Annotated in this window: 14 protein-coding genes and 1 tRNA gene; 8 read left to right on the top strand and 7 right to left on the bottom strand. The window is 65.0% G+C overall.

Annotation, left to right across the window (positions count from 1 at the left end; all coding sequences use genetic code 11):
• Positions 1 to 7: 7 nt before the first annotated feature.
• Positions 8 to 757 (top strand): SDR family NAD(P)-dependent oxidoreductase, encoded by a 750-nt coding sequence (locus ACXJ1Z_RS04695; protein WP_463779924.1) that lies wholly within the window; start codon positions 8 to 10, stop codon positions 755 to 757.
• A gap of 183 nt (positions 758 to 940) precedes the next feature.
• Here the strand turns inward: ACXJ1Z_RS04695 and ACXJ1Z_RS04690 are convergent, their stop codons facing one another.
• From ACXJ1Z_RS04690 to ACXJ1Z_RS04680, 3 genes are all read right to left on the bottom strand, one after another.
• Positions 941 to 2,575 (bottom strand): alpha-D-glucose phosphate-specific phosphoglucomutase, encoded by a 1,635-nt coding sequence (locus ACXJ1Z_RS04690; RefSeq protein WP_463779922.1) that lies wholly within the window; start codon positions 2,573 to 2,575, stop codon positions 941 to 943.
• Between the two features lie 96 nt (positions 2,576 to 2,671).
• Positions 2,672 to 3,238: a DUF4337 domain-containing protein gene (locus tag ACXJ1Z_RS04685; protein WP_463779921.1), complete on the bottom strand. Its 567-nt coding sequence runs from the start codon at positions 3,236 to 3,238 to the stop codon at positions 2,672 to 2,674.
• A 119-nt stretch (positions 3,239 to 3,357) separates the two neighbouring features.
• Positions 3,358 to 4,152: an SDR family oxidoreductase gene (locus tag ACXJ1Z_RS04680; protein ID WP_463779920.1), complete on the bottom strand. Its 795-nt coding sequence runs from the start codon at positions 4,150 to 4,152 to the stop codon at positions 3,358 to 3,360.
• A gap of 238 nt (positions 4,153 to 4,390) precedes the next feature.
• Here ACXJ1Z_RS04680 and ACXJ1Z_RS04675 point away from each other — a divergent pair, with 238 nt between their 5' ends.
• Complete coding sequence (locus ACXJ1Z_RS04675) at positions 4,391 to 5,626, top strand: MFS transporter (protein ID WP_463779919.1); 1,236 nt, start codon at positions 4,391 to 4,393, stop codon at positions 5,624 to 5,626.
• A gap of 136 nt (positions 5,627 to 5,762) precedes the next feature.
• Here the strand turns inward: ACXJ1Z_RS04675 and ACXJ1Z_RS04670 are convergent.
• A tRNA-Gln gene (locus ACXJ1Z_RS04670) sits at positions 5,763 to 5,837 on the bottom strand.
• 139 nt (positions 5,838 to 5,976) lie between these two features.
• Here ACXJ1Z_RS04670 and ACXJ1Z_RS04665 point away from each other — a divergent pair.
• Complete coding sequence (locus tag ACXJ1Z_RS04665; RefSeq protein WP_463779917.1) at positions 5,977 to 8,463, top strand: TonB-dependent receptor; 2,487 nt, start codon at positions 5,977 to 5,979, stop codon at positions 8,461 to 8,463.
• A gap of 117 nt (positions 8,464 to 8,580) precedes the next feature.
• Here ACXJ1Z_RS04665 and yghU read toward each other — a convergent pair whose 3' ends face one another.
• The 3 genes from yghU to ACXJ1Z_RS04650 form a co-directional block, all read right to left on the bottom strand.
• Positions 8,581 to 9,420 carry a glutathione-dependent disulfide-bond oxidoreductase gene (gene yghU, locus ACXJ1Z_RS04660; protein ID WP_463779916.1) on the bottom strand — a complete coding sequence of 280 codons (840 nt, stop codon included), beginning with the start codon at positions 9,418 to 9,420 and terminating at the stop codon, positions 8,581 to 8,583.
• A gap of 100 nt (positions 9,421 to 9,520) precedes the next feature.
• Positions 9,521 to 10,624, bottom strand: coding sequence for a branched-chain amino acid aminotransferase (locus tag ACXJ1Z_RS04655; RefSeq protein WP_463779914.1), 1,104 nt, complete (start codon positions 10,622 to 10,624; stop codon positions 9,521 to 9,523).
• Positions 10,625 to 11,176: 552 nt separating this feature from the next.
• A complete protein-coding gene (locus ACXJ1Z_RS04650) occupies positions 11,177 to 11,704 on the bottom strand; it encodes a hypothetical protein (RefSeq protein ID WP_463779912.1) in 528 nt (175 codons plus the stop codon).
• Positions 11,705 to 11,752: 48 nt separating this feature from the next.
• On the opposite strand from ACXJ1Z_RS04650, the gene ACXJ1Z_RS04645 reads away from it, so the two are divergent.
• The 5 genes from ACXJ1Z_RS04645 (at position 11,753) to leuB (ending at position 15,216) form a co-directional block, all read left to right on the top strand.
• A complete protein-coding gene (locus ACXJ1Z_RS04645) occupies positions 11,753 to 12,532 on the top strand; it encodes a TlyA family RNA methyltransferase (RefSeq protein WP_463779910.1) in 780 nt (259 codons plus the stop codon).
• 80 nt (positions 12,533 to 12,612) lie between these two features.
• Positions 12,613 to 13,167, top strand: coding sequence for a TspO/MBR family protein (locus tag ACXJ1Z_RS04640; RefSeq protein WP_463779908.1), 555 nt, complete (start codon positions 12,613 to 12,615; stop codon positions 13,165 to 13,167).
• Positions 13,168 to 13,205: 38 nt separating this feature from the next.
• A complete protein-coding gene (locus ACXJ1Z_RS04635; RefSeq protein WP_463779906.1) occupies positions 13,206 to 13,463 on the top strand; it encodes an accessory factor UbiK family protein in 258 nt (85 codons plus the stop codon).
• A gap of 68 nt (positions 13,464 to 13,531) precedes the next feature.
• Entirely contained in the window at positions 13,532 to 14,155 is a 624-nt protein-coding gene (gene recO, locus ACXJ1Z_RS04630) for a DNA repair protein RecO (RefSeq protein WP_463779904.1), read from the top strand.
• Positions 14,156 to 14,172: 17 nt separating this feature from the next.
• Positions 14,173 to 15,216 carry a 3-isopropylmalate dehydrogenase gene (gene leuB / locus ACXJ1Z_RS04625; RefSeq protein WP_463779903.1) on the top strand — a complete coding sequence of 348 codons (1,044 nt, stop codon included), beginning with the start codon at positions 14,173 to 14,175 and terminating at the stop codon, positions 15,214 to 15,216.
• Positions 15,217 to 15,258: the final 42 nt, after the last annotated feature.

The following is a 15,258-nucleotide window of genomic DNA, read 5'->3' as shown; positions in this document are numbered from 1 at the left end:
AGAAGTCATGGCCAATCCTTTTGATCTGACCGGTCGCGTCGCGCTTGTCACCGGCGGTGCCAGCGGCATCGGTGTGGGTATTTGCGAGATGTTGACCGAAGCCGGCGCCATCGTGATCATCGCCGATCGCGACGAAGCGGGCGCGCGGGCCCAAGTCGCGTCAGGCGCGGCGGCGGATGTCGTTGCGCTCGATCTCACCGACGAGGCGTCTATCGTCGCGGCGGTGGCACATGTGGTGTCGAGCCATGGCGCACCCTGGGTGCTCGTCAACAATGCCGGACTGCAGGACCGCGAGCTGCTGCTCGACGCCAGCGCGGCGCACTGGCAGCGTCTCCATGCGGTGAACGGATTGGGCCCGTTCCTGATGATCCGCGAAGTCGCACGCGCGATGGTGGCGAAGGGCGAAGGCGGTCGTATCGTCAATTGTGCATCTTGCGGTCTGGTCGGACAGTTCGTCCAAGGGCTCGCGGCTTACCTCGCCTCGAAGGGCGGCCTTGCCGCACTCACCACCAGCGCCGCATTCGAACTGGCCGAGCATGGCATAACCGTAAACACCGTGCTTCCCGGCGGGGTCGGTACGCCTGGGGCGCTCGGCGCCACGGGACCCGCGCCGATCGGCCCTGGCAACCGCAAGCCGCCGTTGGGCATGTGTACCCCGCGTGACGTCGGCTCGGCGGTGCTCTATTTCGCCACGCCGATGGCGCGATTGGTGACCAACCAGGTGCTGGCCGTCGATGGCGGCTTCACCGTGACCTGAGCGTAGGTCTTACCCAACCAAGGCTGGCAACGCGCAGGCTGTCGGCGATGTCGATCACAACCGCGTTGCCACGAGGATAACCGCAAGCGCAGAAATACCGCCAGTCACATGGCGCTTAGCGCACCTTCACCCGCCGACGGGTCGAGCGTATCGAAGGTGCGCTAAGATCTGGCAGCCTGCATATCAGGTGATGACGTCAGGCGCGCTGCGACCGGTGTGCTTCGCAATGCCAGCGATTTGTTCGGCGGCGGCGATCTGGTGGGCGAGCATCGCGGCGGTTTCGGCGTCAAGATCGCCGGCGGGGGGCACGTAGCTTTCGAGATAGACCCGCAAGGTCGCGCCCTGCGTGCCGGTGCCCGAAAGGCGGAACACCACGCGACTGCCGTCTTCGAACAGCACGCGAATGCCCTGATTGGCGCTGGTCGAGCCATCCACCGGGTCGGTGTACGAGAAGCTGTCCGCCACCGCGACGGTCAGCGGGCCGAAGTTCTGGCCGGCCAGCGTGGGCAGCGCGGCGTTGAGGCCGTCCATCAGCGTGTTGGCGCCGGCGGTCTCGATCCCTTCGTAGTCATGGCGCGCGTAGTAATTGCGTCCGAACTTCGCCCAATGCTCGCGGGCGATGGCGTCGACGCCGATCCCGCGCGCGGCCAGGATGTTGAGCCACAGCAGCACCGCCCACAGCCCGTCCTTTTCGCGCACGTGGTCCGAACCGGTGCCGGCGCTTTCCTCGCCGCAGATGGTGACCTTGCCAGCATCGAGCAGGTTGCCGAAGAATTTCCAGCCGGTCGGTGTCTCGAAGATGGGTACGCCCAACGCCTCAGCTACGCGATCGGCGGCGGCGCTGGTCGGCATCGAGCGGGCGATCCCGGCCAAGCGCCCGCGATAGGCCGGCGCGACCTCGATATTGGCGGCCAGCATCGCCAGCGAGTCCGAAGGCGTGATGAAGCGCCCGCGTCCGATGATGAGGTTGCGATCGCCGTCGCCATCCGACGCAGCGCCAATCTCCGGCGCGTCGGGACCCATCATCAGGTCGTAAAGGTCCTTGGCGTGAATCAGGTTGGGATCGGGGTGATGCCCGCCGAAATCCTCCAGCGGTGTACCGTTGACCACGGTGCCGGGCACGAAGCCGAGACGGTTCTCGAGAATCTCGATGGCGTAGGGACCGGTCACCGCGCTCATCGCGTCGAACCGCATGGTGAGCCCGCCCGCGACCATCGCGCGAATGCCGGCAAAGTCGAACAGGGTTTCCATCAAGTCGGCATAGTCGGCGACGGGGTCGATCACCGACACCGTAGTACCGCCAACCTTAACGTCGCCGATCGCGTCGAGATCGATGTCCGCGGCCTCGATCGTCAGCCAGCGATCGATCGTCTTTGTGCGCGCCAGTACCGCGTCGGTCACGCTTTCGGGCGCGGGGCCGCCGTTGCCGGTGTTGTACTTGATCCCGAAGTCCTCGTCCGGCCCGGCGGGATTGTGGCTGGCGGACAGGATCAAACCGCCGCTGGCGCCGTACTTGCGGATGACGTGGCTCGCCGCCGGGGTGGAGAGGATGCCGCCCTGGCCCACCAGCACCCGGCCATAGCCGTTGGCCGCCGCCATGCGGATCGCCTGCTGAATGACGGTGCGGTTATGAAAACGCCCGTCGCCGCCGATCACCAGCGTTGCGCCGGCCTGCGGCGTCACGACGTCGAATACCGACTGGATGAAGTTCTCGGCATAGTTCGCCTGCTGGAACACGCGCACCTTCTTGCGCAGGCCCGAGGTGCCCGGCGCCTGGCCATCGAAGGGAGTGGTTTCGACCGTGACGATGGAAGGCAAGCGGTGTTCTCCGTGCGGATGACGTTTTCGCCGCCGACCATTTCGTGTCGACCGCGCGATGTCAAACGCTTGGATGGTGCAAAGGAGCCTTGAGGCTCAACCCAGCACGGTGCTGAGCCAATCGGGGTGGAAGGCGAGCCCGGCAAATCCGCAGACCGTCATCACCAGGCCACAAACCGCGAACATCCACGCGCCCGCCAGCACCCAGCCACTTTCGACCAGCGCGGCGACCGCGGCGACCGAGATTGCGGTGGACAGCAGGGCCTCGCTGGCATCGAACTGATCGTCGTGCACGTTCAGCGCGTCGTAGCGATCGGATAGTGCCTCGGCCTTTGTCGCCATCGCCGGAGCCTCGACCGCATAACGCTTCAGATCGGCATCGAGCGAGGCCAGCGCAGGGCGCGCGGTTGCGGCCGCCGGGGCAGACGCGGCGAGCACGGCGATCTCCATGCGTGCCGTGCGCGCGACGTGCGTCTTGGTTTTGATCGCTTGGTACTCGTTCCAGGCGTCGACCGAATCCGCCTTGGCCTGGTCCATGTTCTGGACGATGTTGCCGTCCTTGATGTTGCCCAGGCCCATCACAACCGACAGCGCCACCACGGTGATCGCCACGGCGCGGTTCAAGCGCTTGTCCTTGGCCTCGGCGCTGACTTCGATGTCCATGCCGGCGATGTGGCGAACCTTGGGGCGCCGATCCAGCGCTAAGTTGTCGCGGCCTGTCGCACGTCCGGCGGCTTATCGGGTGGACCGCGCCGGGTGGCACGGCCCATTGAAGCGGACGCTTACTTCGGCGGCATGCGGATCGCGCCATCGAGCCGGAACAGCTGGCCGTTGATGTAGGTGTTGCGGGCCAACTCCAGGACCAGGCTGCCGAATTCATCGGGATTGCCCAGGCGCTTGGGGAAGGGCACCGCTTTGCCCAGTGCTTCGAACACTTCGGGTGCGTGCTCCTTCACCCGCAGCATCGGCGGGGTGGCGAAGGTGCCCGGCAGGATCGCGTTGACGCGGATGCCCAAGTCCATGAGATCGCGCGCCATCGGCAGCACCATCGCATTGACCGCGCCCTTGCCGCCACCATAGGCGACCTGACCCACCTGGCCGTCCTGCGAGGCGGCGGACGAGGTCAGGATGATCGAGCCACGCTCGCCATCGTCGTTGAGCGGCTCGGCGTTGGCCATGCCCAGCGCCGCGATCGAGGCGACGCGATAGCTGGCGACGAAGATGCCCTCGGAAGACTTCGAGATCTGCTCGGTCGCGGTGCGCTTGTAGGCGCCAGTCTTCTTGTCGAAGGAGATCGTCTTGCCGCCCCCGACGACGATCGCGCAGTGCACGACGATCCGCTCCTGCCCGTGCGCGGCGCGCGCCTTGGCAAAGCCGGCTTCGACGCTGTCCTCGTCCATGATGTTGACGTTGCAGAACACGCCGCCGATCTCGGCCGCGAAGGCCTCGCCCGCCTCCTCGCTGATATCGAACACCGCGACCTTCACGCCGGCGTCGGCCAGGGCTTGCGCGCTGGCACGGCCAAGGCCCGAAGCACCGCCGGTGACGATGGCGGCAATGGTGTTGTCGATCTTCATGTCAGGCAGCTCCCGCAGCGATTCATAGCTTGTATGCGTGGCTACCCAAACCGCGACCGCCTGTCGAAATGCAGGACGCTTTCATCCGCAAGTATCGCTCGTGCGGGTTGCCGTCCCAGGCGTATCCACGGGCTTGCGATGCTGGCCGAGGTCATAGCGGCACTCGACAAGGTGGCGTGCATCGGGAAGGAGTGGTGGGGACACGCCGGAACCCGGCGGCGAGATGGGGAGAGCTGTCGTGACGTACTGGGGCGAAATGCGCCGCAATTGGCGGACCTTGCTGGCTGCCAGCCTGGGTTCGGGAACCAGCATCCCGCTGTTCGCCTATACCAACAGCGCCTTCGCGCCGCACCTCATCAAGGAGTTCGGCTGGTCGCGCGCGCAGTTTGCATTGATCGGCTTGGCGACGCTGTCGACGTTGCTGGTGCTGCCGGTGGTGGGGCGAATGACCGATCGGCTGGGGGTGCGCCCGATCGCGCTGCTGGGCACGGTCCTGGTGCCGCTGTGCTTCGTCGCCTATGCCCTGCAGAGCGGTGATTTCCTATGGTATGCGGCGGTCTTCGTGGTGGTGCTGGCGGTGGGCAGCATGACTAGCCCGCTCGTCTACACGCGCCTGATCGCGGAACGGTTCAATCGTGCGACTGGCCTCGCCCTGACGGTCGTCAACTGCTTCCCGGCGGCATTGGCGATGGTGCTGATCCCCTTGCTCAACATCTGGATCGAACAATGGGGTTGGCGCAGCGCCTACCTCGCGCTTGGTGCGCTGACATTCATCTGCGGCCTGGGCGCGGTTGCTTTGATCCCGAACGGCGACGCGCGATCGCGCCCAGCCGAGGCGCCGCCGAGCCTGGAGCCTGTCACGGCCCTGAGCCACGGCGCCCGCCACGACTATCGGCTGATCCTGCGCAGCCCGGTGTTCTGGACGATCTTCGTGGGCATGTTCCTGTGCCTGTTGCAGACCCCGTTGCATTCAAGCCAGATGAACCTGATGCTGGTCGATGTCGGCTTGTCGACGCAGGCGGCCGCCAACATCGTGCCGCTCTATGCGCTGGGCACCATCGTCGGGCGTATCGCCTGCGGTCTGGCCCTCGATCGCTTCGCCACCCCACCTGTCACGACCTTGTCGATGATACTGCCGGCAGTCGGCTTCCTGCTGCTGGCGAACGGATCGGACCACCTGGTCGTGATCGGCGCGGCAATGTTCATGATCGGGCTGTCGATCGGGGCGGAAAGCGACCTGATCTCTTACCTGATCGCCCGCTATTTCAAGCTGCGGATCTATGCGACCACACTGGGTCTGCTGTTCTGCGTGTCGTTCCTGGCTTCTGGTGCAGGTTCGGTCGCGATCAGCCGCACGCTTGCGGCCACGGGCAGCTTCGCGCCATACCTCTACTTCGTCGCCGGATCGGTTTCATTCGGAAGCCTGCTGTTCCTTCTGATGCCCTGGAACAAGCACGGTGAACGTATCGGCTGAACGTTGCGGAGACATCGTCGCAGAAACGACTCGGAAACAATTCGGGGTGGTTGTCCGTGGAAATGCTGACGAGGGGCGGTCGGAGAGCTTCGATCGACCCGCTCGTAACGTGATGACAGCGATATCGCAGGTGCGATGGCTGGGGCGGCAGGATTCGAACCTGCGGATGCCGGTACCAAAAACCGGTGCCTTACCACTTGGCGACGCCCCATCGCATCGTTGGGCGCACTTAGCGGCTCAGCTTGGTTATGAAAAGGCCTCTTGCTGCAGTAATCGCTCTGTGCAAGCGCGCTCCACGAGTGGATCGCATGAGGTTTAGGCGGCCCATTCCATACAAGGGAGAAGACTGCATGAGGCACGCATCAGCGAAGCTGTTCCTGTTGGCGACGACGACGTTTACCGTCGCCGCGCCGGCCATGGCGCAGGACCAGGGCGACATCGTCGTCACCGCACGCCGCACCGAGGAACGTCTGCAGGACGTTCCGATTTCCATCACCGTGTTTAACCAGCAGCAGCTGTCAGAGCGCAACGTCGTCAACGCCGGCGACTTGGCGACCTACACGCCGTCGCTGTCGGCGAACTCGAACTTCGGTACCGAGAACACCACCTTCGCCATCCGCGGTTTCGCGCAGGACATCGGCACGCTGCCGTCGGTCGGCACGTACTTTGCCGAGGTCGTGACCCCGCGCGGCGCATCGAACGGCATCGCCGCGGGCGACGGCGCGTTGCCGGGCTCGTTCTTCGACCTGCAGAACGTCCAGGTTCTCAAGGGTCCGCAGGGCACCCTGTTCGGTCGTAACACCACCGGCGGCGCCGTACTGCTCGTGCCTCAGAAGCCGACCGACAAGCTCGAAGGCTTCGTCGAGGGTACTTACGGCAACTACGACACGAAGCGCGTGCAGGCGGCGATCAACATTCCCCTGGCCGACACCTTCAAGGTTCGCCTGGGTGTCGACCGCATGAAGCGCGACGGCTATCTCAAGAACCAGAGCGGCATCGGTCCCGACGCCTTCAACGACGTCGATTACACCGCCGTTCGCCTGAGCGTGGTGGCCGACCTTACGCCCGATCTGGAGAACTACCTGATCGCGTCATACGTCCACTCGGACACGAACGGCCCGCTGAACAAGCTGGTCGCAGTGAACCCCGCGCAGGGACTGGGTGCCTTTTTCGCCAGCTCGCTGGCACGGCAGGGTACCGGCTTCTACAACGTCATGAATCCGCTTGCGAACCCGTCTTCCAAGATCGATCAGTGGCAGGTCATCAACACCACCACCTGGCGTGCGTCTGACAATATCACCGTCAAGAACATCGCCAGCTACGCCGAATACAAGCAGACCATGAACGCAGGTCAGTTCGGTGTGGTGGGTGATACTGCGCCCCTGACCGGAGGCGCGCTGAACTACCAGTTCCCGTTCACGACGATCACGGCGCCTCCGGGCCTGAATACCGCGAACCAGTACACGTTCACAGACGAGATTCAGCTGCAAGGCAAGAGCTCGGACGGCAAGTTGAACTGGCAGGTTGGCGGCTACGCTGAGATCAGCAACCCGCTCGGCCTGGTCGGCAGTCAGTCGCCGTTCCTCGCCTCATGCACCGACAGCGCGACCTTCCAGTGCAGCGATCCGATTGGTCTGCTGTCCTACGCCGGCGCCCTTCGTGCCGGAGCCAACCCGGCAACCCTGGCGCCGATCCACGTCGGGGCGGTGAACTACACGGTGGGCGAGACCTCCTTCAAGGACTTCGGAACCTACGCGCAGGCGACCTACGCGCTGACCGATCAACTCAAGGTCACCGGTGGTATCCGCTACACCTGGGACAAGCAGCGCAACACCAGCTCGCGACTGACCTACGCGCCGGCTTATCCGCCAGCCTCGGGTCTGTTTCCGAGCCTACCCGGCCAGCCGAACCCGCGCTGCACCGATCCGACCGCAGCCTTGCCGGGCTGCTCGGTCACGCTGCGGCAGGAATCGAACAAGCCGACGTGGCTGATCGACGTGGACTACAACTTCACGCCCGACGTGCTGTTGTATGGCAAGTACGCACGTGGTTATCGCTCGGCGACGATCGCTCCGAACGTCTCGGCACCGCTCAATCTGGTGGCTCCGGAAAAGGTCGATAGCTACGAAGTGGGCTTGAAGACCAGCTTCCGCGGCACCGTGCGCGGTACGTTCAACCTGGCGGCGTTCTACAACGACTTCTCGAACCAGCAGTTGCAGGTCGGCTTCAATGCCGTCACCGGCAGCGGACAGGCATCGACGGCTGCGCCGGTCAACGCCGACAAGTCGAAGATTTACGGTCTGGAAGCGGAAGGCACGCTCAACCCGTTCGAGGGCCTCAACCTCTCCGTCAGCTATACCTACCTGAAGACAGAGATCACCAGGATCCCCGACTTCTCGATCTACAACGATCCCAACTTCACGTTGGCGGCTCCGTTCGAGGAAGGCGATGCCGAGGTTCTCTCGCCCAAGCACAAGGTGACCGTCTCCGGGCGCTACACCCTCCCGCTTGACGAGAGCATCGGCAAGATCTCGTTTGGCGCGAACTACACCTATCGCACCAAGATGCTGGTCAACTACATCGACCGCGAGAACCCGGATCCGGCGATTGCGGCATTCAGCACACTGCCTTCGGTCGGCTTGCTGAACCTCAACGCCGGTTGGGAATCGATCGCCGGTTCGCCGATCGATCTCGCGTTCTTCGCGACCAACGTGACCAAGAAGAAGTACTACAGCTACGCGGCTGGCCTGGGTTCGCCACAGGTCGGTTTCGAGACCGCCAGCGTCGGCGAGCCGCGCATGTACGGCGTTCGCCTGAAGTACAGCTTCGGCCGCTAAGGCCAAGTTACCGCGCCGGTCCCGTCGCTCGACGGACCGGCCGGTACCTTGCCATCAATACCAAAGAGAGCCGGATGCGTCGTGCATCCGGCTCTCGTCTATTCGACGTTGCCCCTACTACATCACCGTGTCGATATCAGCCGCCGCGTGCCGTTCGCGAGCGTAGCCTTCGCCGATGCGGTTGACCCGCCTGCCGCGCTGTACCGGATCGCGTGCGCCGATCTCGGTCGCCCAACGCATGACGTTTTCATAACTGCCGAAATCCAGGAACTGGAACGCGGTGCCATAGGCTTCGCCGCGCGCGATCTGGCCCAGCCAGCCATAAGCGGCGATATCGGCGATCGTATAGCGCTCACCCGCGAGATACGGCGTCTGCGCCAGCCGCTTGTCGGCGACATCGATGATCCGCTTGGTTTCCATGGTGTAGCGGTCGATCGGATACTCGTACTTTTCGGGCGCGTAGGCGTAGAAGTGGCCGAAGCCGCCGCCGATCAGCGGCGCGGTCGACATCTGCCACATCAGCCACGACAGGCACTCGGCACGGCCGGCGGGGTCGGTCGGGATGAAGGCGCCGAACTTCTCCGCCAGATGCAGCAGGATCGCGCCCGATTCGAACACCCGGATCGGCTCCGGGCCGCTCAGGTCGAGCAGGGCGGGGATCTTGGAGTTGGGATTGATCCCTACGAAGCCGCTGCCGAACTGGTCGCCCTTGCCGATCTCGATCAGCCAGGCATCGTATTCCGCCGCGTACCCTGCGGCGAGCAGTTCCTCCAGCATGATCGTGACCTTCTGCCCGTTGGGCGTGCCCATCGAATGCAGCTGGAACGGATGGACGCCGCGCGGCAGCTCGGCCTCATGCGTCGCGCCCGACACCGGGCGGTTGATGTTGGCGAACTGCCCACCGTTCGCCTTGTCCCAAGTCCAGACTTCAGGGGGCGTATATGGGGTCTCGGTCATGCTGCGCGTTTCCTTGCGTCTCGATGGGCCCCTTATCTTGGGGATCGGTGAGGCATCGGCAAGGCGCGGGCGTCGACTTGGGGTGAGAACCCCTCAAACTTCAGCCGACTTGCATGACCCATCCATGCGGGTCCGGCGCCTCGCCGCGCTGGATCGCGACCAGCCGGTTCTTTAGCTTGCCGGTGACCTGGCCTGGACCGCCGCTGCCGATGGTGAATTCGCCCGAGCGAGAAGCGACCCTGCCCACCGGCGTGACCACCGCCGCGGTGCCGCAGGCGAAGCACTCCACCAGCTTGCCCGACTGTGCGTCGGCGCGCCACTGGTCGATGCTGTAGCGCTCCTCGCGCACGGTCAGGCCTTCGTCACGCGCCAGCGTCAGCAGACTGTCGCGCGTGATGCCCGGCAGGATCGTGCCCGAAAGCGGTGGCGTCAGCAGCGTGCCGTCTTCGAAGGCGAAGTACAGGTTCATGCCGCCCAGTTCCTCGACCCACTTGTTCTCGACCGCGTCGAGGAACACGACCTGGTCGTGACCCTTTTCGATCGCCTCGGCCTGCGGAACGAGGCTGGCGGCGTAGTTGCCGCCGCACTTGGCCGCGCCGGTGCCGCCCGGTGCCGCCCGGGTATAGCCCTCGCTCACCCAGATCGACACTGCGGGCGCGCCCGACTTGAAGTAGTTGCCAGCGGGGCTGGCGATCACGACGTACTTGTACTGGCGCGCCGGACGCACGCCCAGGAACACCTCGGACGCGAACATGAAGGGTCGCAAGTACAATGAGCCGCCTTCGACCTCGGGCAGCCAGTCGCGATCGGCTTCGACCAGCCGGCGAACCGATTCGACGAAAACGTCTTCGGGCAGCGCGGGCATCGCCAGCCGCTCGGCCGAGCGATTGAAGCGCGCGGCGTTCTCGTACGGGCGGAACAACGCGATGCTACCATCGGGATGGCGATAGGCCTTGAGTCCCTCGAAGATCTCCTGCGCATAATGCAGCACCGCACAAGCCGGATCGAGCGCGATCGGCTGGCGAGGCCCGATGACGGCATCGTGCCAGCCTTGGCCTTCGGTCCACTCGATCGTCACCATGTGTTCGGAAAACTGCGTGCCAAAGCCGGGGTTCGCCAGGATCGCGCGTCGCTCGTCCACACCGACCGGAAACGTCAGCGCGACGGTGTTGAACGACAAGGCTGGTTCGGCGAGAGACGCCATGGCAATCTAATCCTTCACATTGTGCACGCCACCTCGGCCTTGAACGATAATTACGCATCAGGCAAGCAGGAAGCAACTTTAGTTCTTCTATTTTGGTTTTAGCATGAGGCCGCTAGTGCGCAAATGCCTCATCGGTATCCCAGCTAACCTCAGTGCTGCCTGACCCGGCAATCGCTGTTGGTAGACGTGAGAAGGGCCGCACCGGAAAACCGGCACGGCCCTTCACATGGTCAGCGGCTGGAAGTGCCGCCAGCGAAACCTCTATCGCTTACTGTCGTAGATCAGCGATAATGCTTCGCGACGGAAAATACCGACCTCTGTGCTGAACCATGAGACATCGGATCACCTCCTTTCGCGCTGTTGAGCCATAAGCGCCGCGTTACGCGGCTGGGGCCGAAAAGCGCCAGGTGACAAGACCTTGGCACCGCCCGACCTTGATTGAGATTGTGGTAGATTCCGCAACGCACAACAAGTCTTGTACGAAAATAATTTATCGGCAATTCTCGCCGCTTCGCAGGTTTTCCCCAGGCCGGTTTGCAGGCCTGACGGGCTTTAGCGGCAATCCTCGATCACGCGGCTCACTTCGGTCCAGCTCGGTATGTAGAGCGACGGCATGCCACCGCCCTCCACGGCAAAACGGCCACGGCTGAACGCCATCGCGTCGAGCAGGGGATCGCGTGCGGCGAGAGTGGCAGAGAGTGCGCCGGCTTGCGGCACGGCGCTCAAGGTGCGGGATTGTGTCTGGGTCCGGATGGTCAGCGTGGCGGGTTGCGAGGCTGGTGCGCCAGGTTCGGCTCGCTCGATCCGGATGCTGCGCGCAGAGACGTCGCAGCGCAGGACCAGACGGCCCGCCGCGAAACGCGCGACCGACTGGCCTCCTTCCATGCTCCAGCGCCAGTCCCCCGGTGTCGCCGGCACGTCCGCCCATGCAGTCGAGGGCGCGGGCGCGGACTGGTAGCTGGGGCGAGGGGCGGGGCGGGGCGCGGCCACCGGCTCGGGGATCACGCGCTGTGATGCACACGAACTGAGCGCCAGCGCTCCGGTGACAAGCGCGGCGGCGCCAAGCAGATTTGCCTTCATGCCCCCGGTATGGAATGAGACGGCCCCGACCACAAGCCCGCCCCGAGCATGCCCGACCCATCCGCGCCCCGCCCCGCCGCCCGCAAGGGAGCTGCCAAGCAGCGTATCGATCAGTTGCTGGTCGACCGTGGGCTGGCCGAAAGCCGCACCCGCGCGCAGGCGCTGGTGCTGGCCGGGCTGGTGTTCGCCGGCGAGACCAAGATCGCCAAGGCAGGGCAGACCGTCGCGTCCGATGCGCCGATCGAGGTGCGTGGGCGCGATCACCCCTGGGTTTCGCGCGGTGGGATCAAGCTGGCGCATGCGATCGAACACTTCGGCCTCGATCCTGCCGGCAGCATCGCGATGGATATCGGCAGTTCGACCGGCGGCTTCACCGACGTGCTGCTGACCAAGGGTGCGATGCGGGTGTTCGCGGTCGATTCCGGCACCAACCAGCTCGCCTGGAAGCTGCGCCAGGATCCGCGTGTCACCGTGCTGGAGCAGACCAGCGCCCGCATCCTGACGCCCGAGCAGATCGATGCGCCGTGCGACTGGGTGGTTTGCGATGCCAGCTTCATCGGGCTGGCCAAGGTTCTCGATGTGCCGCTGCGACTGGCGACTCCGCACTGTACGCTGGTGGCGCTGATCAAGCCGCAGTTCGAGGTCGGCCGGGGCGAGGTCGGCAAGGGCGGGGTGGTCCGCGATCCCGCCTTGCACGCGCGGGTTTGCGACGAAGTGCGCGTCTGGCTGGAGGGCGGCGGCTGGCAGGTTGCCGGCATCGTCGTAAGCCCGATCACGGGGCCGGAAGGCAACGTAGAGTTCCTGATCTGCGCAAAGCGGGACATCTGACCCGACGCGCCATTCTTGCGTGTTCGCGTCCAGGCCCTAACAACTGTCGCATTACGGGCGATTCGGGGAATTGCGTACGGATGAACTTTCTGGCCTCCACGGGGCAACTGCGTGCCGGCATCGTGCGGTGGGCACTGGTCTGCGTGCCGGTAGTGCTGCTGCTGGGTATCCTGTCGGGAACGCTGTCGGGCAGCGGCGCCGACGAGGCTTGGTTCGCGGCATTGCGCAAACCCGCCGGCTATCCGCCGCCCGCCACCTTCGGCTTGGTCTGGAGCGTGCTGTACGTCATGATGGGTTTGGCACTCGCCATCGTGCTGGCCGCGGCCGGCGCACGGGGGCGCGGCGCGGCGGCGCTGGTGTTCGCCCTGCAACTGATCGTCAACCTGGCGTGGTCACCGCTGTTCTTCGGGGCACACCAGATCACCTGGGCACTGGTCGACATCCTGGTGCTGGACGTGCTGGTCGTTTTCACCATCGTGCTGTTCGGGCGCATCCGGCCGAGCGCCGCCTGGTTGCTGGCGCCGTATCTCGCCTGGATCCTGTTCGCGACGTACCTCAATTTCGCGTTTCTGCAGAACAACCGCGACCTTGACGGCGTGCGGATTTCTGGCGCGGTAGAACGGATCGAGTTCTGACACTTGCAGCCGCGTCACAACTTGCCCATCTTACGAACATGCAAAGCGAAAACCCCATCATCTCCGATTTCGTCAAGATTCTGAACGGCGCTGCCGGAACGATCGCCGGCATGGGCCGGGAGGCGAGAGACTCCGCGCGTGAGCGGTTCAAGGAAATGATGGGTGAGATGGACTTCGTCAGCCGCGAGGAATTCGACGCGGTGAAGGACATGGCCGCCAAGGCGCGCGAAGAGTCCGAAGCGCTCAAAAAGCGCCTCGAGGATCTTGAGATGCGGCTTACCGCCAAGCACCTCTGAGCGACAGGCGGTCGTTGCGGTCTTGCCCGCACGGGAATGCCCGCCCGCGACTTTCCTGAGCCAAGCTGATGGAGTTTCGTGGCTCGGCCATCGTCTGCGGCAGCCGCGCACACGGTGAGACGGCGGTCATCGCCCGGCTGCTCACGTCCAGCCAAGGTCTGATCGGCGCCTATGTCGCCGGGGGCAGGGGGCGGCACTTGCGGCCGGTCCTCTTGCCCGGAAACCTCGTCGAGGCCGAAGTCCGCTCCCGCTCGGACGCCCAGATGCCGTTTGCCCGGCTTGAGCTGAGTGCCAGTCGCGGGCCGTGGCTTAGTGAACCGCTGCCCGCCGCCGGCATCGCCTGGGTCACCGCGCTTACCGCCGCGACTTTGCCCGAACGCCAGCCTTTTCCCGCCTTGTTCGACGCGCTGAGCGCCTTGCTGACGGCGATCACCGTCGCGCCGTCGGGCCGGGGGTGGGCGGTGCCGCTGCTGTCGTACGAAGTGCTGCTGCTGCGCGATCTGGGCTATGGGGTCACTGCGGCGCGCCCCGAGGAAGGCGACTGGCCGGCGATCTTCACCGCATTCGACCGCATTGGCCGGGACCTTTCTCGCTACCTGCTTGCCGAACGCCGCACAGACGTTATGGCGGCGCGCGCCATGCTGCGGGAGCGGTGGGCGAGGATCGTTGGTGCGGCACAGCCCGGGGAATGATGATGAACGCGAATGCGATGCGGATTGCGGTTTTCGCAGGCGACGGGATCGGGCCTGAGGTCACGGCTGAGGCCGTTCGCGTTCTTCGGGCGCTGGATCTGACAGGCCTCGAACTGATCGAGGGCGACGTCGGCGGTGCCGCCTATCGCAAGCACGGTCATCCCCTGCCGCCCGAAACGCTGGAGATCGCGCGGTCGTGCGGCGCGATCCTGTTCGGCGCGGTGGGCGACTTCTCGCTCGACCATCTGGAACGCAAGCTGCGGCCTGAGCAGGCGGTGCTTGGCCTCCGCAAGGAACTGGGATTGTTCGCGAACCTGCGCCCCGCGACCGTGTTCAAGGGCCTGGAAGATTTGACCACCCTGCGCCCTGAAGTCGCTGCCGCGATCGACCTGCTGATCGTGCGCGAGCTCAACGGCGACGTCTATTTCGGCGAAAAGGGCACGCGCGTGCTGGACGACGGCCGTCGCCAGGGCTGGGACATGATGTCCTATGCCGAGGACGAGGTGCGCCGCATCGCCCACACCGGCTTCACCGCCGCGATGGGGCGCCGCCGGAAGCTGTGCTCGGTCGACAAGGCCAACGTGTTGGAAACCTCGCAATTGTGGCGCGACGTGGTGATCGAGGTCGCTGCCGAGTACCCCGAGGTCGAGCTGAGCCACATGTATGTCGACAACGCGGCGATGCAGCTGGTGAAGAACCCCGGCCAGTTCGACGTGATCGTCACCGGCAACCTGTTCGGCGATATCCTCTCGGACCAGGCCAGCATGTGCGTGGGCTCGATCGGCTTGCTGGCGTCCGCCAGCCTCGCCGAGGGCACGTACGGCCTCTACGAGCCGATCCACGGCTCCGCCCCCGACATCGCCGGCAAGGGCCTCGCCAACCCGATGGCGACGATCCTGTCTGCGGCGATGCTCTTGCGCCACAGCTATGGGCTGGAAGAGCAGGCCGCGCGGATCGAGGCGGCGGTGGCGACCGCGCTGGCGCAGGGCGTGCGAGGCGGCGACCTTGGCGGCACTGCCGGCACCCGCGCCATCGGCGATGCCGTGGTCGCGGCCCTGTGATCGGCAGGAATGCCAGCGCGGTCGCACTTTGACACGATCAAA

It is taken from the genome of Novosphingobium sp. TK46, assembly GCF_055361525.1.
Note: the sequence above shows the minus strand (reverse complement) of the source record. Positions and strands in the feature narration are given on the sequence as shown.

Bases quoted from the DNA above. Each gene is read 5' to 3' on its own strand.
- yghU (WP_463779916.1), bottom strand. From the start codon at position 9,420: ATGACCGAGACCCCATATACGCCCCCTGAAGTCTGGACTTGGGACAAG.
- ACXJ1Z_RS04645 (WP_463779910.1), top strand. From the start codon at position 11,753: ATGCCCGACCCATCCGCGCCCCGCCCCGCCGCCCGCAAGGGAGCTGCC.
- ACXJ1Z_RS04655 (WP_463779914.1), bottom strand. From the start codon at position 10,624: ATGGCGTCTCTCGCCGAACCAGCCTTGTCGTTCAACACCGTCGCGCTG.
- ACXJ1Z_RS04685 (WP_463779921.1), bottom strand. From the start codon at position 3,238: ATGGACATCGAAGTCAGCGCCGAGGCCAAGGACAAGCGCTTGAACCGC.
- leuB (WP_463779903.1), top strand. From the start codon at position 14,173: ATGCGGATTGCGGTTTTCGCAGGCGACGGGATCGGGCCTGAGGTCACG.
- ACXJ1Z_RS04665 (WP_463779917.1), top strand. From the start codon at position 5,977: ATGAGGCACGCATCAGCGAAGCTGTTCCTGTTGGCGACGACGACGTTT.
- ACXJ1Z_RS04695 (WP_463779924.1), top strand. From the start codon at position 8: ATGGCCAATCCTTTTGATCTGACCGGTCGCGTCGCGCTTGTCACCGGC.
- ACXJ1Z_RS04680 (WP_463779920.1), bottom strand. From the start codon at position 4,152: ATGAAGATCGACAACACCATTGCCGCCATCGTCACCGGCGGTGCTTCG.
- ACXJ1Z_RS04650 (WP_463779912.1), bottom strand. From the start codon at position 11,704: ATGAAGGCAAATCTGCTTGGCGCCGCCGCGCTTGTCACCGGAGCGCTG.
- recO (WP_463779904.1), top strand. From the start codon at position 13,532: ATGGAGTTTCGTGGCTCGGCCATCGTCTGCGGCAGCCGCGCACACGGT.
- ACXJ1Z_RS04640 (WP_463779908.1), top strand. From the start codon at position 12,613: ATGAACTTTCTGGCCTCCACGGGGCAACTGCGTGCCGGCATCGTGCGG.
- ACXJ1Z_RS04635 (WP_463779906.1), top strand. From the start codon at position 13,206: ATGCAAAGCGAAAACCCCATCATCTCCGATTTCGTCAAGATTCTGAAC.